This is a genomic window from Pseudomonas sp. URIL14HWK12:I12 (assembly GCF_003097135.1).
Taxonomy (GTDB): Bacteria; Pseudomonadota; Gammaproteobacteria; order Pseudomonadales; family Pseudomonadaceae; genus Aquipseudomonas.
Map to the genome: position 1 here is coordinate 341045 of NZ_QEQL01000005.1, position 26823 is coordinate 367867.

The window sequence follows — 26823 nt, forward strand, 5'->3', positions numbered from 1 at the left end:
TTTAAACAAGGAGTCACTCATGAAATGGATGTATTTGCTGGTTCCCCTTACCGTTCTGGGGCCGTCGGCGGGCTTCGCCGCTACCTCTCCACTCCAGGCATTTCTCACCTGTGATGCTGACTCGCTAGCTATCGTGAACCAGCCAGGCCTCAAAGAGCGCATTCCCAGCACTGAGGTAAATGGCAAGGTCCGCTTCAGTGGAGGTAGCAAAACCAGCCTAGGTGAGCGCTGGATGTTCGACACGCCCATTACCCTCGAAGGGGTGACGCTGACCGGCTTTTTTATCGAGGATCAAGACTTGATGGGCTCTCGCATCATCGGGTCAGGCTTCTATACGCAGCAGGCTCCCGATGCACTTTACGAACAACTGAAGAAGATGCCCTCCAGCCAGCTGGAATCAGCCCATGGCATCTATGCACGTGCACAGATCTGGTCACATAAACAATCGGGGTGGGTCGCCGAAAACGGCGATGAGCTCGCAGGTAAGCTGGTCACCGATACGGCGGAACGGGTGCTGATGGTTGAGCCCGCCGCAGCAGAGGTCGGCCACGGCAGCAAAGGCATGATCACCTGCTCCATTCAGGGCAATGTGACCCCCGCCATGCTCAAGACGACACGGCCAGATTTGATCGAATGACACCCACAAAAAAGCCCTGGCAACTGGCCAGGGCTCGAGGGGTGATCAGGTCCTTCTGATCTTCGCATGAAACCGGTGTTCGGGTTTCATAAAGGCGATGCCTTACTCCGATTTCAGGCCATCGGCCGATACAGATTTAACGCCTTTGATCTTCTTGGTGATAGCGACTGCTTGCTTCTTCTGGGTGTCGGTCACTTTCACTTGCGAGGACAGGGAAACCACGCCGTGGTTGGTTTCAACGGTGATGTCGCTGCCTGGAATGCCTTTTTCGGTCAGCAGGTCGGCTTTGACTTTGGTGGTGATCCAGGTGTCAGAGCCTTCTTGTTTCGCGTCGTCTACAGTGTTGGCTGCCAGGACCATCGGGGCTTGGGTCGTCTGAGCGAAGGCAGGTACGCCCAGGCCAAGGGTCAGAGCGGTAGCGGCGGCAGCGATAGCAAACTTCTTCATACGAGTAACTCCTGTTTTCTGGAAGCTCCCCCCGATGTTTTTGCAGTGGGGGCAGTTACAGCTTGGAGTTGCAGATCGCATGCCAGGTTCAAGATAAAAATAAATCTCTTTATTTTCAGCAGCTTATATCAGCCAACGCTTTTACCGCCTCGTGCAACTTGCAAGACACCCTTAACTGTTTGCGTGCAAGTTGCAGGCTGGGCAATACCTCACGCGAGAAATTCGCGGGCACAAAAAAAGGCCCCGAAGGGCCTTTTTTTACTGGCGCTTAGACGCCGGAGGCTTTCGCAGCCGCCACGTCCTTGATGGACAGCTTGATACGGCCGCGGTTGTCCACGTCCAGTACCAGCACTTCCACTTCCTGACCTTCCTTGAGCACGTCGGTGACCTTCTCTACGCGCTCATTGCTGAGCATCGAGATGTGAACCAGCCCGTCTTTGCCCGGCAGGATATTCACGAACGCGCCGAAGTCGACGATGCGCTCTACCTTGCCGACGTAGATCTTGCCGATCTCGGCCTCGGCCGTGATACCCAGAACGCGCTGGCGAGCGGCTTCGGCTGCTTCTTTGGTTTCACCGAAGATCTTGATCGAGCCATCGTCTTCGATGTCGATCGAAGCCTTGGTTTCTTCGCAGATGGCACGGATGGTCGCGCCACCCTTGCCGATCACGTCGCGGATCTTGTCGGTGTCGATCTTCATCGAGAGCATGGTCGGTGCATTGGCCGACAGCTCGCTGCGCGACTGGGCGATCACCTGGTTCATCTGGCCCAGAATGTTCAGGCGTGCTTCCAGGGCCTGATTCAGGGCGATCTCCATGATCTCTTCGGTGATGCCGTTGATCTTGATGTCCATCTGCAGCGCGGTCACACCCTTGGCGGTACCGGCTACCTTGAAGTCCATGTCACCGAGGTGGTCTTCATCACCCAGGATGTCGGTCAGGACGGCAAACTTATCGCCTTCCTTGACCAGGCCCATGGCGATGCCGGCAACCGGTGCCTTCATCGGCACACCGGCATCCATCAGCGCGAGCGAAGCGCCGCAGACCGACGCCATGGAGCTGGAGCCGTTGGATTCGGTGATTTCCGATACCACGCGAATGGTGTACGGGAACTCGGTGTTGTCCGGGAGCATCGCCTGCACACCACGGCGTGCGAGGCGGCCGTGGCCGATTTCGCGGCGCCCGGCACTGCCCATGCGGCCGCACTCGCCCACCGAGAACGGCGGGAAGTTGTAGTGCAGCAGGAAAGCGTCTTTCTTCTCGCCTTCAAGCGTGTCGAGCAACTGCGCGTCACGGGCGGTGCCGAGGGTCGCAACTACCAGAGCCTGGGTTTCACCACGGGTGAACAGGGCAGAGCCGTGGGTCTTGTCGAGCACGCCGACCTGGATATTCAGCGGGCGAACGGTACGGGTGTCGCGGCCGTCGATGCGCGGAACGCCATTGACGATGTTTTCGCGAACGGTGCGGTACTCCAGCTCGCCGAAAATATCCTTGACCTCGCCGGCCGAAGGCGCGCCTTCTTGCTCTACGGCAAAGCGAGCAATGGCTTGGTCACGCAACTCGCCCAGGCGATTGTAGCGATCGGCCTTCTGGGTGATGGTGTAAGCCTGCGAAATCGCCTGGCCGAACTCACCGCGCACGGCGTCCATCAGCGGGGTGTTGGCGACGGGCGCCTGCCATGGCCAGGTGGGCTTGGCGGCTTCTGCAGCCAGCTCCTTGACGGCATTGATGACGACCTGGAATTCGTCGTGGGCGAACAGCACTGCGCCCAGCATCTGGTCTTCGGTGAGCTCTTGCGCTTCGGATTCAACCATCAGCACTGCGTCGGAGGTACCGGCTACGACCATGTCCAGGCGCGAGGCGGCCAGTTGCTCGTAGGTCGGGTTCAGCAGGTAGCCGGTGCCTTCGTGGTAAGCCACGCGCGCTGCACCGATCGGGCCGCTGAACGGGATGCCGGAGACGGCCAGGGCGGCGGAGGTACCGATCATCGCGGCGATATCCGGATCGGTCTTCTTGCTGGTGGACAGCACGGTGCAGACCACTTGGACTTCATTCAGGAAGCCCTCGGGGAACAGCGGGCGAATCGGCCGGTCGATCAGGCGCGAAGTCAGGGTTTCCTTCTCGGAAGGGCGGCCTTCACGCTTGAAAAAGCCGCCAGGGATCTTGCCGGCAGCGTAGGTTTTTTCCTGGTAGTGGACCGACAGCGGAAAAAAGCCCTTGCCTGGGTCGGCCTGTTTGGCGCCCACGACGGTGACCAGCACGGTCACGTCATTGTCGATGCTGACCAGCACTGCACCGCTGGCCTGACGAGCGATACGGCCAGTCTCGAGGGTGACGGTCGACTGACCGAACTGAAACTTCTTGATTACCGGGTTCACGGCTTCCTACCTTCCATTTTCGCTTGGGGGAACTGTTTGAAACTCGAATGAGGGGGCGAGCGCGGGTTTCGGCCCGTCGACCGTCCAGATACAACATGAGGCCGGAGCCCGCCGCCGTGCGGTAAACCGCAACGGCGAGCGTGCCGCCAGCCTCATTGAAGCGCATGATGCAGATACCGCGCGAAGCCGAGGCTTCGATGCGGTATCACACGACATGCTCACCACCGCCTGTTCGCTATTAGCGACGCAGGCCCAGGCGACCGATCAAGGTGCTGTAACGGGTGGTGTCCTTGCCTTTGAGGTAGTCCAGCAGCTTGCGACGCTGGTTTACCATGCGGATCAGGCCACGACGGGAGTGGTGGTCTTTACCGTTGGCCTTGAAGTGACCTTGCAGCTTGTTGATGTTTGCGGTCAGCAGAGCAACCTGCACTTCCGGCGAACCGGTGTCACCGGCGGCTTGCTGATATTCACCAACGATTTGAGCTTTTTCTTCAACGCTGAGGGCCATGAGGCATCTCCTTAAAACGGGTACGCTTTCGCACACCCAATAGGCCAGGGACTGCTCCCCGTATGGATAAATGAGGAATGACCGCGCCTACTGACAGCCACCCTCGTCCGGTCATTCCGACCGAATCAAACGACGCGGCGCAATACGCCCGTCTTCGCTCACTTCACCGATACCGATGAAGCGGCCTGTGTGATCTTCCACTCGCACCATGCCACTTTCCGGCGCTTGCGGCGCGCGCACCGGTTGGCCATGGAGCCAGTAGTATGCACTGTGCTCGGAGAAACTGACCAACGGCCAATCCTGCAAGCCGCTGTCGGCCGGCAGCAGGAAGCGATCGAGCGCTTCGTTGCCGCCTTCTGCGTGAGCCGCCTCGAGTGCTTCGAGCGTGACTGTGCGCGACAGGTCGAACGGGCCGGCTTGGGTACGGCGTAGCTGAGCCACGTACGCACCGCACCCCAGACGCTCTCCGAGGTCTTCGACCAGGGTGCGAATATAGGTGCCCTTGCTGCAACTGACGGCAAGCGTAGCGCAGGTTCCTTCCAGTGCCAGCATTTCAAGGCTGCCAATAGTAACAGAACGCGCTTCGCGCTCCACTACTTCGCCAGCCCTTGCGAGCTTGTACAAGGGCTGCCCGTCACGCTTGAGCGCTGAATACATCGGCGGTACTTGCTGGATCGGCCCGCGGAAGGCCGGCAAGGCAGCTTCGATATCGGCAGCAGTGACATTCACCTCCCGCCGCGTCAGCACCTCGCCCTCAGCATCGGCCGTAGTGGTGGTCATGCCCATCTGCATGACCGTTTCATAGGCCTTGTCCGAGTCGAGCAGGAACTGCGAGAACTTGGTCGCTTCACCGAAGCACAGCGGCAGAACGCCAGTGGCCAACGGGTCGAGGCTGCCGGTGTGGCCAGCCTTCTCCGCATTGAGCAACCAGCGCACTTTCTGCAGTGCAGCGTTGGAGGTGAAGCCTTGGGGTTTATCCAACAGGATGATGCCGCTGACGTTGCGGCGGATTCGCTTGACCTGGGCCACGCTTACTCCTTGTCGGCGTCGCGGTGCTGGCTGTCTTCGGCCACTGCGCGCTCGATGAGCGCCGACAGGTGCGCGCCTCGCGCAACGCTTTCGTCGTACAGAAAGTGCAGTTGCGGCACGCTGCGCAGTTTCATTTCCCGGCCCAGCTGAGTGCGCAGGAAGCCGGCGGCGGCCGTAAGCACCTTGATCGACTGCTTGACCTGTTCGCCACCGTCATCGCCCATCACGGTGATATAGACCTTGGCGTGGCCGAGGTCACGAGCGACGTCCACCGCCGTGATGGTGACCAGGCCAACACGCGGGTCCTTGACCTCGCGACGAATGAGCTGGGCCAGTTCACGCTGGATCTGGTCCCCGATGCGTTGGGTACGGCTGTATTCTTTTGCCATGGTGAAGCTACCTGTATCGCCCGCCATTGTGGGGCGGTTTGAAAGCGGCAAACGCCCGGCCTGGCGAAAAGCCGGGCCGGGCGTTGCGGATTGTGAACCGTGACGGTCGATCAGAGCGTACGGGCCACCTGGACCTTCTCGAACACTTCGATCTTGTCACCGACCTTGACGTCGTTATAGCTCTTCACGCCGATACCGCACTCCATGCCGTTACGCACTTCAGCCATATCGTCCTTGAAGCGACGCAACGACTCGAGCTCGCCTTCGAAGATCACCACGTCTTCGCGCAGTACGCGAATCGGACGGTTACGGTAGACCGTACCTTCGATGACCATGCAACCGGCGACCGCGCCGAATTTCGGCGAGCGGAACACGTCACGCACTTCGGCGATACCCAGGATGTTCTCGCGAACATCGCTGCCGAGCATGCCGGTCAGGGCTTTCTTGACGTCTTCGATGATGTCGTAGATCACGTTGTAGTAACGCAGATCCAGGCCTTCCTGCTCGACGATCTTGCGGGCGCCAGCATCGGCACGCACGTTGAAGCCGAACAGCACCGCGTTCGACGCCAGCGCCAGGTTGGCATCGCTCTCGGTGATACCACCGACACCGCCGCCGACCACACGCACCTGCACTTCGTCGTTGCCCAGGCCGCCCAAGGCGCCATGCAGGGCTTCGAGCGAACCACGAACATCGGTCTTGAGAACGATGTTGAGCGTCTTCTTCTCTTCCTGACCCATGGTCTCGAAGATGTTTTCGAGCTTGCCAGCTTGTGCCCGGGCCAGCTTGACCTCACGGAACTTGCCCTGACGGAACAGCGCAACTTCACGGGCCTTCTTCTCGTCGGCCACGACGCTCATTTCGTCACCGGCTTCTGGCGTGCCATCCAGGCCGAGGATCTCGACCGGAATCGACGGGCCGGCTTCCTTGACGGTCTTGCCATTCTCGTCGTACATGGCACGGATACGGCCGAAGTTGGAGCCGACCAGCACCATGTCGCCTTGGCGCAGGGTGCCGTCTTGAACCAGCACGGTGGCAACCGGGCCGCGGCCCTTGTCCAGGCGCGATTCGACGACCACGCCACGGCCAGGCGCTGCCGGGCTGGCTTGCAGTTCCAGAACCTCGGCCTGCAGCAGGACGGCTTCGAGCAGTTCGTCGACGCCGGTACCCATCTTGGCAGAGACCGGGACGAACATGGTGTTGCCACCCCACTCTTCCGGAATCACATCCAGCGCGGCCAGGCCGTTCTTGATGCGGTCAAGGTCAGCGCCCTGCTTGTCGATCTTGTTCACCGCCACAACCAGCGGAACACCGGCCGCCTTGGCGTGTTGAACGGCTTCCTCGGTCTGCGGCATCACGCCGTCGTCGGCGGCAACCACCAGAATCACGATATCGGTCGCCTTGGCACCCCGAGCACGCATCGCGGTGAACGCGGCGTGGCCCGGTGTATCGAGGAAGGTCACCATGCCACGGTCGGTTTCGACGTGATAGGCACCGATGTGCTGGGTGATCCCGCCCGCTTCGCCCGAGGCGACCTTGGCACGACGAATGTAGTCGAGTAGCGACGTCTTACCGTGGTCGACGTGGCCCATGACAGTCACGACCGGCGCACGAGACATGGTCTCGCCTTCGTACTTGAGCGATTCGGCCAGGGATTCTTCCAGGGCATTGTCGCTGACCAGCTTGACCTTGTGGCCCAGCTCTTCGGCGATCAGTTGCGCTGTTTCCTGGTCAAGCACCTGGTTGATGGTGACCGGAGTGCCCATCTTGAACATGAACTTGACGACTTCGGCGCCCTTGACGGACATCTGCTGGGCAAGCTCTGCCACAGTGATGGTCTCGCCAATGACCACGTCACGCACCAGCGGCCCGGTTGGGCTCTGGAAGCCATGCGCATTGCGCTTCTTGAGCTTGGACTTGCCACCACGGCGGCGATGCCCATCGCTCTCTTCCTCGGTGGTCCGCGGCGCGGCACGAACAGTCGGAGCCTTTTGCTTGTCGGCTGGGCGATGCGGTTGGCTGCGACCGCCACGGCGATCATCATCTGCAGTGCGAGCGCCCTTCTCAGGACGGTCTTCGCGCTTGCGGACCTGAACGGTGGTGACCGGTACGGCCGGGCGCTCCGGTGCTGCCGGCGCACGCGGCGCGGCAGCAGCGGGTTCGCTGGCGCGCGCCGGCGCAGCTTGTGCGGCAGCCGGAGCGGCTGGAGCAGAAGGCGCAGGGGCCGGTGCGTCAGCCTTGCGGCGTGCATCTTCCTCGACACGCTGCTGGCGAGCCTGCTCGTCAGCCGTCTGGCGGGCCGCACCTTCGGCAGCACGACGCTCTTCGAGCTCGCGGCGCTGTTCGGCCTCGATCTCTTCAGGGCTGCGCTTGACGAAGGTTTTCTTTTTGCGCACTTCTACGCTGATGGTCTTGCTGCCAGCCACCTTCAGGGTGCTGGTAGTTTTGCGTTGCAAAGTAATCTTGCGCGGCTCTTCCACCTTGGCCTTATGGCTGCTTTTCAGGTGGGCGAGCAACGCTTGTTTCTCGCTATCGGTAACAACTTGGCCAGCATCCGTGTGCGGCAGGCCTGCCTCACGCATTTGCTGCAACAGGCGCTCTACCGGTGCGGCAACCTCTTGGGCCAGTTCTTTAACCGTGACTTGCGTCATGCACTTCTCTCCTCAGGCCGCTGCACTTACTCGAACCAATGGGCTCGGGCGGCCATGATCAACTTGCCGGCACGCTCTTGGTCGATGCCGTCGATGTCGAGCAGGTCGTCAATCGACTGCTCGGCCAGGTCTTCGCGGTTTACGACGCCGCGTACCGCCAGTTCCATCGCCAGTTCCTTGTCCATGCCCTCAAGTGAGAGCAGGTCATCTGCAGGATGGGCGTCTGCCAGTTTTTCTTCGGAAGCGATGGCTGCGGTCAACAGGCGATCCTTGGCACGAGCACGAAGCTCGTTGACGATGTCCTCGTCGAACCCATCGATGTTGAGCATTTCTTCCAGAGGAACGTATGCGATCTCTTCCAGGCTAGTGAAGCCTTCGTCGACAAGCACCTGAGCCAGCTCTTCGTCCACTTCCAGCTCGTTGACGAAGTTGCGCAGGATGTCGCCGGTTTCAGCTTGCTGCTTGGCCTGGATGTCCGACTCGGTCATCACATTGAGCGTCCAGCCGGTCAGCTGGCTGGCCAGTCGAACGTTCTGCCCACCACGGCCGATGGCCTGGGCCAGGTTGTCGGCACCCACGGCAATGTCCATGGCGTGAGCGTCTTCATCCACGATAATCGCCGCGACTTCAGCCGGCGACATGGCGTTGATGACGAATTGAGCGGGGTTTTCATCCCACAGCACGATGTCTACCCGCTCGCCACCCAGTTCACCGGAGACGGCTTGAACGCGAGAGCCACGCATGCCGATGCATGCGCCCTGAGGGTCGATGCGCTTGTCCTTGGAGCGCACGGCGATCTTGGCACGAGAACCCGGATCACGGGAGGCCCCCATGACTTCGATCAGCCCTTCGGCAATTTCAGGTACTTCAATGCGGAACAGCTCGATCAGCATGCCCGGCGCAGTACGCGACAGGATCAGCTGAGGGCCGCGGTTCTCGCTACGGATTTCCTTGAGAAACGCACGCAGGCGAACGCCAACGCGGAAAGTCTCGCGGGAAATGATGTCTTCACGGGCCAGCAACGCTTCGGCGTTATTGCCAAGGTCGACGATGACGTTGTCACGGGTGACCTTTTTGACGGTACCGGAGATGATCTCGCCGACCCTCTCGCGGTAGGCGTCGACCACCTGAGCGCGCTCGGCTTCACGAACCTTCTGCACGATGACTTGCTTGGCGGTTTGCGCAGCGATGCGGCCGAACTCGATCGACTCGATCTTCTCCTCGATCACCTCGCCGGCCACAGCACCGGGCTTGCGAGCCTGGGCCTGGTCAACGGCCAACTGAATGGCGGGATCGTCGAAGTTTTCATCCTCGACCACAGCCCAGCGACGAAACGTCTCGTAGCTACCTGTATGGCGGTTGATTTCAACGCGCAGGTCGACTTCATCCTCGAACCGCTTTTTGGTAGCGGTTGCCAGCGCGACTTCCAGCGCTTCGAAGATGACTCCTGCCGGTACACCCTTTTCATTGGATACCGACTCTACAACCAGCAGTACTTCTTTACTCATCGTACGCCTCGCCTTTCGCAAGCCCTTTTGGATACGCGCCGAAGGGCGCGTAACCCGATACGTCTTTAGTCAAACCTGGGAATGATGTTGGCCTTGTCGATCGAGTCGATCGGCAACAGAAACTCATGGTTATCGACTTGGACCACGACATCCTGTTCCTCCACACCTCGGAGCAGGCCCTGGAAGTTGCGCCGCCCTTCGTACGGGGAGCGCAACCGGATCTTCACTTGCTCACCGGCGTGAGCGGCAAACTGTTCGAGTGTGAACAGTGGGCGGTCCATGCCGGGAGAGGAAACTTCGAGGGTGTATTCGACGCTGATAGGGTCTTCGACATCCAGAACGCCGCTGACCTGACGGCTGACGACTTCGCAGTCCTCGACGCCAATCCCGCCTTCTTTGTCGATGTAGACACGCAACAACGTGTGGCGGCCCTGAGAAATGTATTCCAATCCCCAGCATTGATAGCCAAGCGCTTCAACCACCGGGGCCAGCAAGGCCTGCAACTGTTCTAGCTTGCTCGACACCTGAACCCCCTCGTGCATGCTGTGCAAATAAAAAATGGGCCTAACGCCCATCCTGAGAACACCCTTGAACAAGCGGTGCCTGGAACTGAATCAGCTAACAAAAAGCCCCTGAACAGGGGCTCAACGAAACTGGTTGCGGGAGCTGGATTTGAACCAACGACCTTCGGGTTATGAGCCCGACGAGCTACCAGACTGCTCCATCCCGCGACAAAGCTGGGCCGAAAGTATACGACCGAACCCTAGCTGGGTCAATCGAACACTTCCAGCGACAGAAAAGCCCGCGTAAAGCGGGCTTTTCTGAATAAATGGTACCGAGAAGGGGACTCGAACCCCTACACCCTACGGGCACAACCACCTCAAGGTTGCGTGTCTACCAATTCCACCACCTCGGCAAAACTACTTCAAAAACCCTTGTCACTTCTGCTCTGGAGCCTTCGGCACATCAGCCGGAGCTGCACTGCCTTTTTGCTCTTCAAGCACTGGTACATCATCTGAAGCGGGCTTCTGCTTTGGCGCCTCAATTGCAGCAGGCTGTTGCGGCAACCCTACCTGAGTCAGCTCATGAGCTTTCTCTTTAGCAAAGTAACCTAACCCCAAGCTGGTCAAGAAGAAACCGGCGGCAAGTATAGCAGTAAACTTACTCAGAAAGGTAGCAGAACCTTGGCTTCCGAACACAGTATTTGAAGCACCTGCGCCGAAAGATGCACCCGCTTCCGCACCTTTGCCCTGCTGCAGCAGAACCAGGACAACAACCCCCAGCGCCGCCAGCAGATGAAACACAACTACGACTGTTTCCAGCATTTTGTCAGTTTCCCGCGGCGCGACAGATCGCACCGAATTCATCTGCATTCAGGGAAGCTCCACCAATGAGCCCCCCATCGATATCCGGCATGCGGAACAGCTCTGCCGCATTGACAGCTTTAACGCTACCGCCGTATAGAAGCCGCACCAACTGTGCAACTTCTGCATTCTTACCAGCCAGTTGAGCGCGGATGGCCGCATGGACCTCTTGCGCCTGCTCAGGGCTTGCCGTCAAACCGGTACCGATGGCCCAAACAGGCTCATAAGCAACCACAGCCTTGGCAAACACCTCGATACCCAGCGCCTCAATCACACTCGACAGCTGACGACCTACAACGCTCAACGTATCGCCAGCCTCACGCTCTTCGAGCGTCTCGCCTACACACAATACGGGCGTCAGGCCTGCAGCCTGGGCTGCTTCAAACTTAGCCACCAGCTCCTGGTCGGTCTCCCCAAACACCTGACGGCGCTCCGAGTGCCCCACCAAAACCAGCGAACAACCTGCATCCTTTAACTGTGCCGGGGACACTTCCCCGGTCAAGGCGCCCTCTTTCAGCTGCCGCGCGCTGTTTTGCGCGCCAACGGCGACAGAAGCACCCTGCAAAGCCTGGATGACCTGAGGGACATAAAGGCTAGGTGGAAACACCGCGACCTCTACATTACTCGGAAACTCAAGACTTTTCAACGACTTGGTAAGCTCAGCGACGCTGGCGCCAGTACCGTGCATTTTCCAGTTACCAGCTACCATCTTACGACGCATGCTGTACCTCGTCGGTCAAAGTGGGCGCAGATAGTACCCAACCCAAGATTAAGTGGCAAGTCAAAATCACGCGCAAACTTCCGCTACCAAACTAGCCAGGGATTCAGCGTGGCGGCGCACCTGGATTTCCTCGTCGCCCTCGACCATGACCCGCACCAGCGGCTCGGTGCCGGACTTGCGCAGCAGAACTCGGCCACGCCCATCCATCGCCTCGGTCACGCGCGCGCAGGCAGCTTTCACGTCAGGGTGCTCGACGGGGTCAACGCCGCCACCGAAGCGCACATTGATCAGTACCTGAGGGCATTTGCGAATCGCGCGGCGCGCCTGTGCAAGGGTTTCACCCCGTCGCTTGAGCGCGAGCAGCACCTGAAGCGAAGCGATGATTGCGTCGCCGGTGGTCGTATGCTGAGCGCAAACGATGTGGCCGGAGTTCTCGCCACCCAGCGGCCAATCGCGCTCGAGCATGTCAGCGATGACATAGCGATCACCGACCTTGGCACGGCTGAATGGAATTTCGAGCTCACCCAAGGCCAACTCAAGGCCAAGGTTGCTCATCAGCGTGCCGACCACCCCGCCGTGAAGCTTTCCGCGCTCCTTGAGATCGCGTGCGATGATGAACAGCAGCTCGTCGCCATCGACCACCGCACCAGAGCCATCAACCATCAACACGCGATCACCGTCACCATCGAAGGCGATGCCCAGGTCTGCATGGCCAACCAGCACGGCGGCCTGCAGCGCTTCCATGTGGGTAGAGCCGCAGTTTTCGTTGATGTTGAGGCCGTCTGGTGCTGCCGACAGCACGGTGACCTGCGCCCCGAGCTCCCGGAAGACATTCGGCGCAACTTTGTACGTAGCACCATGGGCGCAGTCGACCACGATACGCAGGCCCGCAAAGTCGGTGCTGGTGGGCACGCTGCTCTTGCAGAACTCGATGTAACGGCCAGCAGCGTCGTTGATCCGCGACACCTTGCCCAGCTTGGCCGATTCGACCACGGTCATGGGCTGGTCCATCAATTCTTCGATCATCAGCTCGATGTCGTCGGGCAACTTGGTGCCCTGCCCCGAAAAGAACTTGATCCCGTTGTCATCATGAGGGTTGTGCGAGGCGCTGATGACGATCCCCGCTTCAGCGTGAAAGGTGCGCGTCAGGTAGGCGATGCCTGGGGTGGGCATCGGCCCCAGCAACATCACATCGGCGCCAGCGGCCGAAAGGCCTGCTTCCAGCGCTGACTCGAACATGTATCCGGAGATACGGGTGTCCTTGCCGACCAGCACACGGCAGGCCCCCATCTTCTGGAAGGCCTTGCCTGCCGCCCAACCAAGCTTGAGCATGAAGTCTGGAGTAATGGGGTATTCGCCGACACGGCCGCGAATGCCATCGGTACCAAAATATTTTCTGCTCATATTCACTCCAGATTTTCTTGTTCAACCGACTCGACGGCTTCCAGCATGCGGATCACATCGACGGTTTCGGCCACATCGTGCACTCGCAGGATCCGCGCGCCCTTGACCTGCGCCAGCGCGGCGAGCGCCAGGCTGCCATATAAACGCTCGGCCACAGGGCGGTTCAGCGCAAGGCCCACCATGCTCTTGCGCGAAACGCCAACCAGCAATGGGCGCCCCAGCTCAAAAAGGTCGGCCATCTGGCGAAACAGGCGCAGGTTGTGCGCATGGGTCTTGGCGAAGCCGAAGCCGGGGTCGAGCACGATGTGCTCGTTGGCGATTCCGGCATTGTGACAGGCACGCATGCGCTCGGCGAGGAAATCACGCACTTCACCCACCAGGTTCTGGTAGCGGGGAGCATTCTGCATATCCCCCGGTTCCCCTCGCATGTGCATCAGGCACACCGCCACACCCGCCTGTGCAACGGCCTGCAGGGCACCTTCGCGGCGTAGGGCGCGCACGTCGTTGATCATGCCCGCGCCGGCTACTGCTGACTCTCGCATTACCGAGGGGGTGGAAGTATCGACCGATACCACTACATCAAGCTCAGCAACAATTTGCTGCACTATGGGAACGACCCTGTCGAGCTCTTCCTGCTCGGTGACCGGGGCTGCGCCGGGCCGAGTAGACTCGCCACCGACGTCGATGATCGTGGCGCCGGCCTCGACCATCGCCCGCGCGTGCGCAAGCGCCCCCTCACGGCCGCAGAAACGGCCGCCATCGGAAAAGGAGTCAGGCGTGACATTGAGGATACCCATGATATGGGTATGGCTTAAATCAAGAACCCGGTTGCCGCAAGGCAACCGGGTCGGGTGAAGCGTGAATGCCATGTGTAACCTTACACTTCTGCCGCTGGGCCGCCGATCGGGTTCTGAGGGCGCTCATCACGAGGTGATGGCGTGCCGGAGGAACCGGAATCTCCCCAATCGCGAGGCTCTCGAATGGTGCGGCCGGCCATGATGTCGTCGATTTGATCGGCATCGATCGTCTCGTACTTCATCAACGCCTCAGCCATTGCGTCCAGCTTGTCGCGGTTATCGGTAAGAATCTGCTTGGCCGTGCCATAGCACTGATCGATGATGCTGCGCACTTCGGCATCGATCAGCTTTGCCGTTTCACCAGACACGTTGGCATTCTGCCCGCCACCACCGCGCCCCAAGAACACTTCGCCTTCTTCCTCGGCATACAGCAATGGCCCAAGCTTCTCGGAAAGGCCCCACTTGGTCACCATGTTCCGGGCAATCTGGCTCGCACGCATGATGTCGTTCGACGCCCCGGTGGTCACACCATCAAAGCCCAGCGTCATCTCCTCGGCAATACGGCCGCCGTAGAGCGAGCAGATCTGGCTGATCAACGCACGCTTGGACAGGCTGTATCGATCTTCTTCGGGCAGGAACATCGTAACACCGAGCGCACGCCCCCTTGGAATGATCGAAACCTTGTAGACCGGGTCGTGCTCTGGCACGACCCTGCCGACGATGGCGTGGCCGGCTTCGTGGTAAGCGGTATTCTGCTTTTCTTTCTCGGACATCACCATGGTCTTGCGCTCGGCGCCCATCATGATCTTGTCCTTGGCCAGCTCGAACTCGCGCATTTCGACGATTCGCTTGCCAGCCCGCGCAGCAAACAGCGAGGCCTCGTTCACCAGGTTTGCCAGGTCAGCGCCCGAGAAACCGGGAGTACCGCGGGCGATGACGCCGGCGTTTACATCATCGTGCACCGGCACTTTGCGCATGTGCACCTTCAGGATCTGCTCGCGGCCGCGAATGTCCGGCAGGCCAACTACAACCTGGCGGTCGAAACGGCCGGGGCGCAGCAAGGCCGGGTCAAGAACGTCCGGGCGGTTGGTCGCTGCAATGACGATGATGCCATCGTTCATTTCAAAGCCGTCCATTTCCACCAGCAACTGGTTGAGGGTTTGCTCGCGCTCATCGTGCCCCCCGCCCATGCCGGCACCACGATGGCGACCGACCGCATCGATCTCGTCGATGAAGATGATGCAAGGTGCGTGCTTCTTGGCCTGCTCGAACATATCGCGCACGCGGCTGGCGCCGACACCCACGAACATTTCGACGAAATCGGAACCGGAAATCGTGAAGAACGGCACTTTCGCCTCGCCGGCGATGGCCTTGGCCAAGAGCGTCTTACCGGTACCGGGCGGGCCGACCATCAGCACGCCGCGTGGGATACGACCACCCAGGCGCTGGAATTTGCCAGGGTCGCGCAGGAATTCGACCAGCTCGCCAACTTCTTCCTTCGCCTCGTCGCAGCCCGCGACGTCAGCCAAGGTCGTTTTGACCTGGTCTTCAGACAACAGCCTGGCTTTGCTCTTGCCGAAACTCATCGGCCCGCCCTTGCCCCCGGCACCTCCCTGCATCTGCCGCATGAAGAACATGAACACGGCGATGATCACAAGGATTGGGAAGCTGGCCACCAGCAACTGGCTCCAGATACTCGGCTGCTCAGGCTGCTTGCCTTCGACCACGACTTTGTTGTCGATCAGATCGCCCATCAGGCCATTGTCAGGAACGACGGGGCGGATGGTTTTGAAGTTTTCGCCGTCGTTGCGCTTGCCGGTGATCGCATAGCCGTCGAAGACGACCCGCTCGATCTTCCCGTCTTTCACCTGCTGGATGAAGTCGGAATAATTGAGGGTTTGCGGCTCGTTCGGGCTCGAAAAGTTGTTCATCACCGTGACCAGGACGGCGGCGATGATCAACCACAGGATCAGATTCTTTGCCATATCGTTCAATTCACTACCCTCTGGACCGCGCTACCAGGACCTTGGGCTACGCGCTCCGCATGATAATCATCGGCCTAACTTACTACATATCCGTTACGAACATCAGACACGGTCTGTAACACGTTGTGAAACATAGACTGCCGAGATATTCGCTCTGCTCAATCGGCCGTACTATTTGAAAAAAGCTATCGACCCGGCTGCGCGCACGCAATCGGGCCGCTCTCAGCCCCTAAACCCCCGTGCCAGCAGGTATTGTTCCCGCGAGCGGTCACGCGAAGAGCTGGGTTTGCGCATCTGTACCTTCTCAAACATCTGCCGAACGGTCTTGAGGTAGCTATCGAAACCTTCGCCCTGGAAAATCTTGATGAGAAAATCACCGCCAGGGCGCAGTACACGCCCCGACAAATCCAGGGCCAACTCGCACAGGAACATGGCCTTGGGCATGTCCACTGCACTCAGCCCACTCATATTGGGGGCCATATCGGAAATCACAAGGTCCACCTGCGAATCGCCTACCGCTTCGAGGATACGTGCAAGCACGGCGTCGTCTGTGAAATCGCCCTTGATGAAGGTCACGTCGGCGATGGCGTCCATGTCGAGGATGTCAGAAGCGATCAGGCTGCCCTGCCCCCCGATCAGACGGCTGGTGACCTGGGACCAGCCGCCAGGCGCAGCACCCAGGTCGATCACGCTCATGCCGGGGCGGATGAGCTTGTCTTTTTCCTGGATTTCCAGAAGCTTGTAACTGGCGCGTGAACGATAGCCATCCTTCTGCGCCTGTTTGACGAATGGGTCGTTGAAGTGTTCTCTGAGCCAGTTGTGGCTGGATTTGGAGCGGGCCATTGGCACCTCGGTGTGGGCGGACCTAGCAAGTGACTGGGCGTAAACCCCTGCCCTCGGGTAAAATGGCCGCCGTTTTCATACAGATTCAAAAAGGGTCAAACGAATATGCCGCTCACCCCGGAGCAGAAAAAGCAATACAAGTCCATCGGCCATCACCTCAAACCGGTGTTGATCGTTGCCGAAAACGGCCTGACCGATGGCGTCATCGCCGAACTGGACCGCGCCCTGAGCGACCATGAACTGATCAAGGTCAAGTTCAACATCGTCGACCGCGAAGAGCGTGTGGCCAGCATCGCTGCGCTGTGCAAGGCCGGCCGCGCAGACCTCGTACAGTCTATCGGCAAAATGGCGCTGGTGTATCGCAAGAATGCCCAGCCCAATCGCAACCTTTCGAACATCCATCGCTTCCAGTAACGGCAGCGAAGGGTCAGGGCTCGCGGCGCGTTGGCGTGGGCCATAGCACCAGCAAAAGCCCAGCGGTGCCCAGCACTACAATGGGCACTGCGCCGAGCCTGGAGGGCGGCAGGCCAGCGCCTGCAAAGCCTATCCAGGCGAGCGCTGCGGCCAGGGCCAACCAAAGCAATTGCGCACGGCGGTCACGCAGCAGGGCTTTCGCTCCGCTGCGCCACCCCAGGATCACCAGCTGAACGCCGATACCCCACAGCGCAAAGGTAACGGCCCAGGTATTGGCAGCGTCAAGCACGTCACGCCGCAGCAACTCAGCCAGGCTCGAGCGCTCGAGTGCCGGGGCCATCAGCACCTGAACACCCCATAGGCCGCCGACCCAGAGCACCTGGGCCAGCTGCCAGAGGGATGCAGGCAGGTCAGAGGTGCGCGACTTCGACAATCTCGTACTCGACCACGCCGCTTGGGGTTTTCACGGTCACCACGTCGCCCTCTTCCTTGCCGATCAGGGCACGGGCAATGGGCGAACCGACCGAGAGCTTGCCAACTTTGATGTCGGCCTCATCCTCGCCCACGATCTGGTACTTCACACTCTCATCCGTTTCGACGTTGGCGATCTCGACAGTAACGCCGAAGATCACCTTGCCGGTCTTGGGCATGTTGGTGACGTCGATGACCACCGCGTTCTGCAGGCGCCCTTCGATGTCGCGAATACGCGCCTCGGCAAGGCCCTGCTCCTCACGCGCGGCGTGGTACTCGGCGTTTTCCTTGAGGTCACCCAGTTCGCGAGCCTCGCCGATCTTGGCACTGATCAGCGGGCGTTCTTCCTTGAGCTTCTTCAGTTCGTCTTCCAGGGCGCGAGCGCCCTGGACAGTCATGGGGTATTTATTCATGCGTTCAATCCTGCGTGAAGATCCTGCAAGCGGCGAACGGTCTTTTCTGCACCGAACTTGAGCGCTTCGCAGATGGCTTCGCCGGCCGCGATGGTGGTGGTGCAGTAGATCTTATGTTGCAACGCGTTACGGCGGATCGAGTAGGAGTCAGCGATCGACTGGCGGCCTTCAGTGGTGTTGATGATCAGGGTGACTTCGTCGTTCTTGATCATGTCGACCACGTGCGGGCGGCCCTCGGTCACCTTGTTCACACGGCGCACCTTCAGGCCCGCTGCCTCGATGACCTTGGCGGTGCCGGCGGTGGCCACGATTTCGAAACCGAGGCCGATCAGGTCGCCTGCCACCTTGGCTACCAGCGGCTTGTCGTCATCGCGCACGCTGATGAAGGCGGTACCGCCGGTTGGCAGCACTTCGCTCGCGCCCATCTGGGCTTTGGCGAATGCTTCACCGAAGCTGTCACCCACACCCATCACTTCGCCCGTGGACTTCATTTCTGGGCCGAGGATAGGGTCGACGCCAGGGAACTTGGCGAACGGGAATACCGCTTCCTTGACGCTGTAGAAGTTAGGGATGATTTCCTGGGTGAAGCCCAGCTCTTTGAGGCTCTTGCCGGCCATGACGCGGGCCGCGATCATCGCCAGCGAGGTGCCGATGCACTTGGACACGAACGGTACGGTCCGCGAAGCGCGTGGGTTGACTTCGATCACGTAGATCTTGTCGCCCTGCAGCGCCAGCTGCACGTTCATCAAGCCCACCACGCCCAGCTCCAGGGCCATCTTCTTGACCTGCTCGCGCACTTCGTCCTGCACGTTGGCCGGCAGCGAGTAAGGCGGCAGCGAGCATGCCGAGTCGCCGGAGTGAACACCGGCCTGCTCGATGTGCTGCATGATCGCGCCGATCACCACGTCGGTGCCGTCGCACACCGCGTCCACGTCCATCTCGATGGCGCAGTTGAGGAAGTGGTCCAGCAACACCGGGCTGTCGTTCGACACCTGGACCGCATCACGCAGGTAGCGGCGGATCTCCTCTTCGTTGTAGACGATCTCCATGGCGCGGCCGCCCAGCACGTAGGAAGGGCGCACCACCAGCGGGTAACCGATGCGGCCGGCTGCACGGATCGCTTCGTCTTCGCTGCGCACGGTGGCGTTCGGCGGCTGCAGCAGGTTCAGGCGCTCGACCATCTGCTGGAAGCGTTCGCGGTCTTCGGCGCGGTCGATCGAGTCAGGGCTGGTGCCGATGATCGGTACACCAGCCTCTTCCAGGGCGCGGGCCAGTTTCAGCGGGGTTTGCCCACCGTAATGGACGATCACGCCCTTGGGCTTCTCGACGCGTACCACTTCCAGCACGTCTTCGAGGGTCAGGGGCTCGAAGTACAGGCGGTCGGAGGTGTCGTAGTCGGTGGAAACGGTTTCGGGGTTGCAGTTGACCATGATGGTTTCATAGCCGTCGTCGCGCAGGGCGAGCGCGGCATGCACGCAGCAGTAATCAAACTCGATACCCTGGCCGATACGGTTCGGGCCACCGCCGAGAATCATGATCTTGTCGCGGCCGGTCGGGTTGGCCTCGCACTCTTCCTCGTAGGTGGAGTACAGGTAGGCGGTGTCGGTGGCGAATTCGGCCGCACAGGTGTCGACGCGCTTATACACCGGCAGCACTTCGAGCTTATGGCGGTGGCGGCGCAGGTTCTTCTCGGTCACACCCAGCAGCTTGGCCAGGCGCTGATCGCTGAAGCCCTTGCGCTTGAGGCGGAACATGGTGTCGCGGTCGATATCGGCAAGGCCCAGGGTCTTGACGGTCTCTTCCTCGGCGATGAGGTCTTCGATCTGCACCAGGAACCAGTGGTCGATCATGGTCAGGGCGAAGATTTCGTCGCGGGTCATGCCGGCACGGAATGCGTCGGCCACGTACCAGATGCGATCGGCGCCAGGCACGGTCAGCTCACGCTTGAGGATGCTGCGCGCTTCGCTGTCGGCCAGGTCGACCTTCGGGTCTAGCCCACACACACCGACTTCCAGGCCGCGCAGGGCTTTCTGCATGGACTCCTGGAACGTACGGCCGATAGCCATCACTTCACCGACCGACTTCATCTGGGTGGTCAGGCGAGCATCGGCGTTGGGGAACTTTTCGAACGCGAAGCGTGGCAGCTTGGTGACCACGTAGTCGATCGAAGGCTCGAACGACGCGGGGGTGCGGCCACCGGTGATGTCGTTCTGCAGCTCATCGAGGGTGTAACCCACGGCCAGCTTGGCTGCCACCTTGGCGATCGGGAAGCCAGTGGCCTTGGAGGCCAGCGCAGAGGAGCGCGACACGCGCGGGTTCATCTCGATCACGACCATCCGGCCGGTGTCGGGGCAAATGCCGAATTGAACGTTCGAGCCGCCGGTTTCGACACCGATCTCACGCAGCACCGCCAGCGAGGCGTTGCGCATGATCTGGTATTCCTTGTCGGTCAGGGTTTGCGCAGGGGCTACGGTGATCGAGTCGCCGGTGTGCACGCCCATCGGGTCGAAGTTTTCGATGGAGCAGACGATGATGCAGTTGTCCTTCTTGTCGCGGACCACCTCCATCTCGTATTCCTTCCAGCCGATCAGCGACTCGTCGATCAGCAGCTCTTTGGTTGGCGACAGGTCCAGGCCGCGAGCGCAGATTTCTTCGAACTCTTCACGGTTGTAGGCGATGCCGCCACCGGTGCCGCCCATGGTGAACGAAGGGCGAATGATGCACGGGAAGCCCAGGCGCTCAAGCACGGCGAAGGCTTCGTCCATGCTGTGGGCGATACCGGAGCGCGGGCATTCCAGGCCAATGGCCTTCATGGCCTTGTCGAAGCGCGAGCGGTCTTCGGCCTTGTCGATGGTGTCGGCATTGGCACCGATCATTTCCACGCCGAACTTCTCGAGCACGCCTTCGCGCTCCAGGTCCAGCGCGCAGTTCAGTGCAGTCTGGCCACCCATGGTCGGCAGCAGCGCGTCGGGGCGCTCCTTCTCGATGATCTTGGCGACGGTCGCCCACTTGATCGGCTCGATGTAAGTAGCGTCGGCCATGGCCGGGTCGGTCATGATCGTGGCCGGGTTGGAGTTGACCAGGATGACGCGGTAGCCCTCTTCGCGCAGGGCTTTGCAAGCCTGAGCGCCGGAGTAGTCGAATTCGCAGGCCTGGCCGATCACGATCGGGCCGGCGCCGAGAATCAGGATGCTTTTGATGTCTGTACGTTTTGGCATGGTTGTCACTCGAATCCGCGGGTCAGTCGGCAGGCCTGTGCAGCAAGCCGCCTGTAACAGTCTCTGGCGGCGCCCCGGCCCTCAGGGCTTGCGGGGCGCGCCACCTGGGGCTGGCGCTTAGCGGCGCTTGGCCATGGCATCGATAAAGCGATCGAACAGCGGCGCCACATCGGTGGGGCCTGGGCTCGCCTCGGGGTGCCCCTGGAAGCTGAACGCGCTCTTGTCGGTGCGCTCGATACCCTGCAGGGTGCCGTCGAACAGAGACTTGTGCGTGGCGCGCAGGTTGGCAGGCAGCGTTTTCTCGTCGACCGCAAAACCGTGGTTCTGGCTGGTGATCATGACCACGCCGCTGTCCAGATCCTGAACCGGGTGGTTGGCGCCGTGGTGGCCGGTGTCCATCTTCACGGTGCGGGCGCCAGAAGCCAGGGCCAGCAACTGGTGGCCCAGGCAAATGCCGAATACTGGCACGTCGGTTTCCAGCACCTGCTTGATCGCCTCGATGGCGTAATCGCAGGGCTCGGGGTCGCCAGGGCCGTTGGAGAGGAACACGCCATCGGGGTTCATGGCCAGGACCTCGGCCGCCGGGGTTTTGGCCGGCACTACGGTCAGGCGGCAGCCACGGGCCACCAGCATGCGCAGGATATTGACCTTCACGCCGTAGTCGTAGGCCACTACGTGGTAGGGCAGCTCGGCGTCGGTGCGCTCTGGGTGGCTGTCGCCGGCCAGTTGCCAGACGCTGGAGCGCCATTGGTAGGTGCTGGCGGTGGAAACTTCCTTGGCCAGGTCCATGCCCTTCAGGCCTGGGAACCCGCGCGCAGCCGCGATGGCCGCTTCGTCGGTGATGCCGTCGCCCGCAAGGATCGCACCGTTCTGCGCGCCCTTCTCACGCAGAATACGGGTCAGGCGGCGGGTATCGATGCCGGCGATGGCGACCACACCGTTGGCCTTGAGGTAGTCGGACAGCGACTGGGTGTTGCGCCAGTTGCTGGCCAGCAACGGCAGGTCGCGGATCACCAGGCCAGCCGACCAGACCTTGTTCGACTCGGCATCGAGCTCGGTGGTGCCGGTGTTGCCGATGTGCGGGTAGGTCAGGGTAACGATCTGCTGGGCGTATGAAGGATCTGTGAGGATTTCCTGATAACCGGTCATAGCGGTGTTGAACACCACCTCTCCGACGGTCTGGCCGTCGGCTCCGATCGCTTGGCCGCGAAAGATGCTGCCGTCGGCAAGGGCGAGTATGGCTGGCTTAGTCAAGAAGACCTCCGAAATTCAAGCCTGAAGGGGCGATCGCAGGTTGTAAAAAAGCGGAATGACGTATTCACGTCACCCCGCTTTTTTTAACGAATTCATCTGCGCGCTTTTAGTGGACACACTAAAGCGGGAAGCTTACAGAAAAATCGTTTTTTGGTCCACCGCTAAATGATCCGAAAATGGGTGTTCAGTGCAGCCCGAGCACGTCCTGCATGTCGTAGAGGCCCGGGGCACGCCCCTCCAGCCACATGGCCGCACGCACCGCCCCCTTGGCGAACGTCATGCGGCTGGAGGCCTTGTGAGTGATCTCCACGCGCTCGCCTTCGGTGGCGAACAGCACGGTATGGTCGCCCACCACGTCGCCGGCACGCACCGTGGCGAAACCGATGGTCTGGCGGTCGCGAGCGCCGGTCTGGCCTTCGCGGCCGTACACGGCCACTTCACGCAAGTCGCGGCCCAGCGCATTGGCAACCACCTCACCCATGCGCAGCGCGGTACCCGACGGCGCATCGACCTTGTGCCGGTGATGGGCTTCGATGATCTCGATGTCTGCCTCTTCGGCCATGACCCGGGCAGCGGTATCGAGCAGCTTCAGGCACAGATTCACCCCTACGCTGAAGTTGGCGGCGAAAACGATCGGAATGTCCTTGCCGGCCTCCGCCAGGCGGGCTTTTTCTTCTTCAGTGAAGCCGGTGGTGCCGATGACCATGGCCTTGCCGGCCTTGCGGCAGGCTGCCAGGTTCTTCAGGGTGACCGAGGGATGAACGAAATCGATCAACACGTCGAACTCATCCATTACCCGCGCGATGTCACCAGACAACGGCACGCCGATACGCCCCAGTGCCGCCAGCTCGCCGGCATCGGCACCCACCAGGGTGCTGTCTGGGCGGTGAACTGCTGCGGTAAGGCCGGCCCCGGCCTCCTTATGAACGGCTTCGATCAGGGCCTTGCCCATCCGACCGGCCGCGCCGGTTACTGCAATGCGTCGCATGCTTGCGTCCTTTGAAAAAGATTACAGGTCGCCGAAGAAGCGCTTTACGCCGTCGAACCAGCCGCTGGCCTTGGGCGAGTTGGAGCTGTTTCCCTCCAGGGTGGCGCGGAATTCCTCGAGCAGCTCGCGCTGGCGGCGGTCGAGGTTGACCGGCGTCTCGACGATCACGCTGCACATCAGGTCGCCCGGGCCACCGCCACGCACCGGGGCAACGCCCTTGCCGCGCAGGCGGAACTGCTTGCCGGTCTGGGTGCCCTCCGGGATCTTGAGCTTGACCCGGCCATCCAGCGTCGGGACTTCCAGCTCCCCGCCCAGCGCAGCATCGGTGAAGCTGATCGGCACTTCGCAGAACAGGTGCTTGCCGTCACGCTGGAAGATATCGTGCTCGCGCACGTTGATCACCACGTAGAGGTCACCGGTCGGGCCACCTTGCGCGCCAGCCTCACCCTCGCCCGCCAGGCGAATGCGGTCACCGGTGTCGACACCGGCAGGCACCTTGACGGAGAGCGTCTTGAACTCTTCGACCCGGCCTTCGCCGTGGCAGTGCTCGCAGGGGTCGGAGATGATCCGGCCCTGGCCATGGCACCGTGGGCAGGTTTGTTGAACCGAGAAGAACCCCTGCTGCATGCGCACCTGGCCGATGCCGCCGCACGTCGGGCAGGTGACCGGCGCGGAGCCTTTCTTGGCCCCGCTGCCATCGCAGGGTTTGCAGTTGACCAGCGTCGGCACGCGAATGCTGACAGTGGTACCGCGAACGGCTTCTTCGAGGTCCAGCTCCAGGGTGTAGCGCAGGTCGGAGCCGCGCTGGGCACCCCCACGACCACCGCCGCGGCCGCCACCGCCGAAGAAGTCACTGAAGACATCGCCGAAGATGTCGGAGAAGTTGGCGCCACCGAAGCCCTGGCCGCCGCCGCCCCCGCCCATGCCAGCCTCGAAGGCTGCATGGCCGTATTGGTCGAAGGCCGCGCGCTTGCTGGCATCGGAAAGCACTTCATAGGCCTCGTTGGCCTCTTTGAAGCGGTCTTCGGCTTCTTTGTCGCCCGGGTTGCGGTCGGGGTGGTACTTCATCGCCAAGCGGCGATAGGCTTTTTTCAGGTCACCTTCACTGGCGCCGCGCTCGACCCCCAGCACCTCGTAGTAATCACGCTTTGCCATAAGTTCTTTCACACTCTCGCTGACGTTCGGCGGCCATTGCCGCCTGGTGTGCCGCACACAGCACCCCGTGAGTAGAAAGCAGCCAGCAATGCTGGCTACATGCGCCCGCCCGGGAGGCCGGCGCGAAAAAATAAAATCGGATGCCCAGACATGCCAACGCGGGGGCAAGGCCCCCGCGCGGCGACATCCTACCAGTTGCCGCGCACGCGCGAGCGGCTGGCTGACAACAAGCGATTACTTGTTGTCTTTGACTTCCTCGAACTCGGCATCGACCACGTCGTCATGCTTCTTGCCTTGCTCGGCCTCACCTGGCTGGGCGCCGCCCTGAGGCTGCTCGCCCTGCTCGGCGTACATCTTCTGCGCAACCGGTGCGGTGACCTTGGAGAGCTCCTCGATCTTGGCTTCGATGGCAGCCTTGTCGTCGCCCTTGACGGCAACTTCCAGGGCCGACACGGCGGCTTCGATGGCGGTCTTCTCTTCGGCGGTCACTTTGTCGCCGGCCTCGCTGACCATCTTGCGAGTCGAGTGCACCAGCGCATCACCCTGGTTACGGGAGGCGGCCAGCTCTTCGAACTTGCGGTCTTCCTCGGCGTTGGCCTCGGCGTCACGCACCATGCGCTCGATTTCTTCGTCCGACAGGCCGGAGTTGGCCTTGATCACGATCGACTGTTGCTTGCCGGTGGCCTTGTCTTTGGCGCCTACGTGCAGAATGCCGTTGGCGTCGATGTCGAAGGTCACTTCGATCTGCGGCACGCCACGCGGTGCCGGTGGGATCTCGGCCAGGTCGAACTTGCCCAGCGATTTGTTCTGGCCAGCCTGCTTGCGCTCACCTTGCAACACGTGAATGGTCACGGCGCTCTGGTTGTCGTCAGCGGTCGAGAACACCTGCGACTTCTTGGTCGGGATGGTGGTGTTCTTCTCGATCAACGGGGTCATCACGCCGCCCATGGTTTCGATACCCAGGGTGAGCGGGCTGACGTCCAGCAGCAGCACGTCCTTCACGTCACCGGCCAGTACGGCGCCCTGGATGGCAGCACCCATAGCAACGGCTTCGTCAGGGTTGACGTCCTTGCGCGCTTCCTTGCCGAAGAAATCGCTGACGGCTTTCTGAACCATCGGCATGCGGGTCTGGCCGCCCACGAGGATGACGTCGTCGATCTTCGAAGCGTCGATACCGGCATCTTTGAGGGCCACACGGCAAGGCTCGATGGTGCGCTGAACCAGGTCTTCGACCAGCGACTCCAGCTTGGCACGGGAGATCTTGACGTTCAGGTGCTTCGGCCCGGTAGCGTCGGCAGTGACGTACGGCAGGTTCACGTCGGTCTGCTGGCTGGAGGACAGCTCGATCTTCGCCTTCTCAGCCGCTTCCTTCAGGCGCTGCATCGCCAGCGGGTCGCCCTTGAGGTTGATGCCGCTTTCTTTCTTGAATTCGTCGACGAGGTAGTCGATCAGGCGGATGTCGAAGTCTTCACCACCCAGGAAGGTGTCACCGTTGGTGGCCAGCACTTCGAACTGATGCTCGCCATCGACTTCGGCAATTTCGATCACCGACACGTCGAAGGTACCGCCGCCCAGGTCATAGACGATGATGGTGTGGTCGCCCTTGGCCTTGTCCATGCCGTAGGCCAACGCAGCGGCGGTCGGCTCGTTGATGATGCGCTTGACGTCCAGCCCCGCGATCTTGCCCGCGTCCTTGGTGGCCTGGCGCTGGCTGTCGTTGAAGTAGGCCGGCACGGTGATGACCGCTTCGGTCACGGCCTCGCCCAGGTAATCCTCGGCGGTTTTCTTCATTTTCTTCAGCACTTCGGCAGAGATCTGCGGCGGTGCCATTTGCTTGTCCTTCACCTCGACCCAGGCGTCACCGTTGTTGGCCTTGACGATCTTGTAGGGGACCAGCTCGATGTCTTTCTGAACCACGTTCTCTTCAAAGCGGCGGCCGATCAGGCGCTTGACTGCGTACAGCGTGTTTTGCGGGTTGGTAACCGCCTGGCGCTTGGCCGACTGGCCCACCAGGATTTCGCCATCGTTGGTGTAGGCGATGATCGAGGGGGTAGTACGCGCGCCTTCGGCGTTCTCGATCACTTTGGATTTGCCGTTTTCCAGCACGGAGACGCAGGAGTTGGTGGTCCCCAGGTCGATACCGATGATTTTGCCCATGTTGAAACTCTCCAGAAACTTCGAATCAGGTTGCCGCGCCAGTGGTGGCTGGCCGCGGTAGCAGGGATGCGCTTGCCGGTTAAATGGGGGCCG

General features: G+C 61.0%; 23 protein-coding genes and 2 tRNA genes. 2 read left to right on the forward strand and 23 right to left on the reverse strand.

Annotated features, from left to right (window positions below):
- The first annotated feature begins 19 nt into the window (after positions 1–19).
- Positions 20–637: a hypothetical protein gene (locus tag F474_RS16775; protein ID WP_097085730.1), complete on the forward strand. Its 618-nt coding sequence runs from the start codon at positions 20–22 to the stop codon at positions 635–637.
- A gap of 102 nt (positions 638–739) precedes the next feature.
- Here the strand turns inward: F474_RS16775 and F474_RS16780 are convergent, their stop codons facing one another.
- The 16 genes from F474_RS16780 to rlmE form a co-directional block, all read right to left on the reverse strand.
- Positions 740–1084 carry a BON domain-containing protein gene (locus F474_RS16780; RefSeq protein ID WP_097085729.1) on the reverse strand — a complete coding sequence of 115 codons (345 nt, stop codon included), beginning with the start codon at positions 1082–1084 and terminating at the stop codon, positions 740–742.
- A gap of 268 nt (positions 1085–1352) precedes the next feature.
- Positions 1353–3461, reverse strand: coding sequence for a polyribonucleotide nucleotidyltransferase (gene pnp / locus F474_RS16785; RefSeq protein WP_097085728.1), 2109 nt, complete (start codon positions 3459–3461; stop codon positions 1353–1355).
- A 238-nt stretch (positions 3462–3699) separates the two neighbouring features.
- Positions 3700–3969, reverse strand: a complete 270-nt coding sequence (rpsO, locus tag F474_RS16790; RefSeq protein WP_097085727.1) for a 30S ribosomal protein S15 — start codon at positions 3967–3969, stop codon at positions 3700–3702.
- Positions 3970–4080: 111 nt separating this feature from the next.
- Positions 4081–4998 carry a tRNA pseudouridine(55) synthase TruB gene (gene truB, locus F474_RS16795; RefSeq protein WP_097085726.1) on the reverse strand — a complete coding sequence of 306 codons (918 nt, stop codon included), beginning with the start codon at positions 4996–4998 and terminating at the stop codon, positions 4081–4083.
- Positions 4999–5000: 2 nt separating this feature from the next.
- Positions 5001–5387: a 30S ribosome-binding factor RbfA gene (gene rbfA, locus F474_RS16800; protein ID WP_097085725.1), complete on the reverse strand. Its 387-nt coding sequence runs from the start codon at positions 5385–5387 to the stop codon at positions 5001–5003.
- A 110-nt stretch (positions 5388–5497) separates the two neighbouring features.
- Positions 5498–8038, reverse strand: a complete 2541-nt coding sequence (gene infB, locus F474_RS16805) for a translation initiation factor IF-2 (RefSeq protein ID WP_097085724.1) — start codon at positions 8036–8038, stop codon at positions 5498–5500.
- Positions 8039–8064: 26 nt separating this feature from the next.
- Positions 8065–9546, reverse strand: coding sequence for a transcription termination factor NusA (nusA, locus tag F474_RS16810; RefSeq protein ID WP_097085723.1), 1482 nt, complete (start codon positions 9544–9546; stop codon positions 8065–8067).
- 65 nt (positions 9547–9611) lie between these two features.
- Positions 9612–10070 (reverse strand): ribosome maturation factor RimP, encoded by a 459-nt coding sequence (rimP, locus tag F474_RS16815; protein WP_165830332.1) that lies wholly within the window; start codon positions 10068–10070, stop codon positions 9612–9614.
- Between the two features lie 130 nt (positions 10071–10200).
- A tRNA-Met gene (locus F474_RS16820) sits at positions 10201–10277 on the reverse strand.
- Positions 10278–10376: 99 nt separating this feature from the next.
- Positions 10377–10462, reverse strand: a tRNA-Leu gene (locus F474_RS16825).
- A 22-nt stretch (positions 10463–10484) separates the two neighbouring features.
- Positions 10485–10871 carry a preprotein translocase subunit SecG gene (gene secG, locus F474_RS16830; protein WP_097085721.1) on the reverse strand — a complete coding sequence of 129 codons (387 nt, stop codon included), beginning with the start codon at positions 10869–10871 and terminating at the stop codon, positions 10485–10487.
- A 4-nt stretch (positions 10872–10875) separates the two neighbouring features.
- The gene (gene tpiA / locus F474_RS16835) at positions 10876–11631 is read right to left on the reverse strand and encodes a triose-phosphate isomerase (protein ID WP_097085720.1); all 756 of its coding nucleotides are present in this window, start codon (positions 11629–11631) and stop codon (positions 10876–10878) included.
- A 66-nt stretch (positions 11632–11697) separates the two neighbouring features.
- On the reverse strand, positions 11698–13035 hold the full coding sequence (gene glmM / locus F474_RS16840; protein ID WP_097085719.1) for a phosphoglucosamine mutase: 1338 nt from the start codon (positions 13033–13035) through the stop codon (positions 11698–11700).
- A gap of 2 nt (positions 13036–13037) precedes the next feature.
- A complete protein-coding gene (gene folP, locus F474_RS16845) occupies positions 13038–13904 on the reverse strand; it encodes a dihydropteroate synthase (RefSeq protein ID WP_097085718.1) in 867 nt (288 codons plus the stop codon).
- Positions 13905–13912: 8 nt separating this feature from the next.
- On the reverse strand, positions 13913–15817 hold the full coding sequence (ftsH, locus tag F474_RS16850; protein WP_097085717.1) for an ATP-dependent zinc metalloprotease FtsH: 1905 nt from the start codon (positions 15815–15817) through the stop codon (positions 13913–13915).
- Positions 15818–16039: 222 nt separating this feature from the next.
- Positions 16040–16660 (reverse strand): 23S rRNA (uridine(2552)-2'-O)-methyltransferase RlmE, encoded by a 621-nt coding sequence (rlmE, locus tag F474_RS16855; RefSeq protein ID WP_097085716.1) that lies wholly within the window; start codon positions 16658–16660, stop codon positions 16040–16042.
- A gap of 105 nt (positions 16661–16765) precedes the next feature.
- On the opposite strand from rlmE, the gene F474_RS16860 reads away from it, so the two are divergent.
- On the forward strand, positions 16766–17074 hold the full coding sequence (locus F474_RS16860) for a YhbY family RNA-binding protein (RefSeq protein ID WP_097085715.1): 309 nt from the start codon (positions 16766–16768) through the stop codon (positions 17072–17074).
- Between the two features lie 13 nt (positions 17075–17087).
- Here the strand turns inward: F474_RS16860 and F474_RS16865 are convergent, their stop codons facing one another.
- The 7 genes from F474_RS16865 to dnaK all read right to left on the reverse strand — a co-directional run bounded on the left by F474_RS16865 (position 17088) and on the right by dnaK (position 26730).
- Positions 17088–17507, reverse strand: a complete 420-nt coding sequence (locus F474_RS16865) for a hypothetical protein (protein ID WP_097085714.1) — start codon at positions 17505–17507, stop codon at positions 17088–17090.
- Positions 17485–17958, reverse strand: coding sequence for a transcription elongation factor GreA (gene greA / locus F474_RS16870; protein WP_097085713.1), 474 nt, complete (start codon positions 17956–17958; stop codon positions 17485–17487). Before greA ends, F474_RS16865 begins: the two co-directional genes overlap by 23 nt.
- Positions 17955–21176, reverse strand: coding sequence for a carbamoyl-phosphate synthase large subunit (gene carB, locus F474_RS16875; protein WP_097085712.1), 3222 nt, complete (start codon positions 21174–21176; stop codon positions 17955–17957). Before carB ends, greA begins: the two co-directional genes overlap by 4 nt.
- A gap of 117 nt (positions 21177–21293) precedes the next feature.
- Positions 21294–22430, reverse strand: a complete 1137-nt coding sequence (gene carA / locus F474_RS16880) for a glutamine-hydrolyzing carbamoyl-phosphate synthase small subunit (RefSeq protein WP_097085711.1) — start codon at positions 22428–22430, stop codon at positions 21294–21296.
- A gap of 184 nt (positions 22431–22614) precedes the next feature.
- Complete coding sequence (gene dapB / locus F474_RS16885; RefSeq protein WP_097085710.1) at positions 22615–23418, reverse strand: 4-hydroxy-tetrahydrodipicolinate reductase; 804 nt, start codon at positions 23416–23418, stop codon at positions 22615–22617.
- 21 nt (positions 23419–23439) lie between these two features.
- A complete protein-coding gene (dnaJ, locus tag F474_RS16890) occupies positions 23440–24573 on the reverse strand; it encodes a molecular chaperone DnaJ (protein ID WP_097085709.1) in 1134 nt (377 codons plus the stop codon).
- 234 nt (positions 24574–24807) lie between these two features.
- A complete protein-coding gene (gene dnaK / locus F474_RS16895) occupies positions 24808–26730 on the reverse strand; it encodes a molecular chaperone DnaK (protein ID WP_097085708.1) in 1923 nt (640 codons plus the stop codon).
- Between the last annotated feature and the right edge of the window lie 93 nt (positions 26731–26823).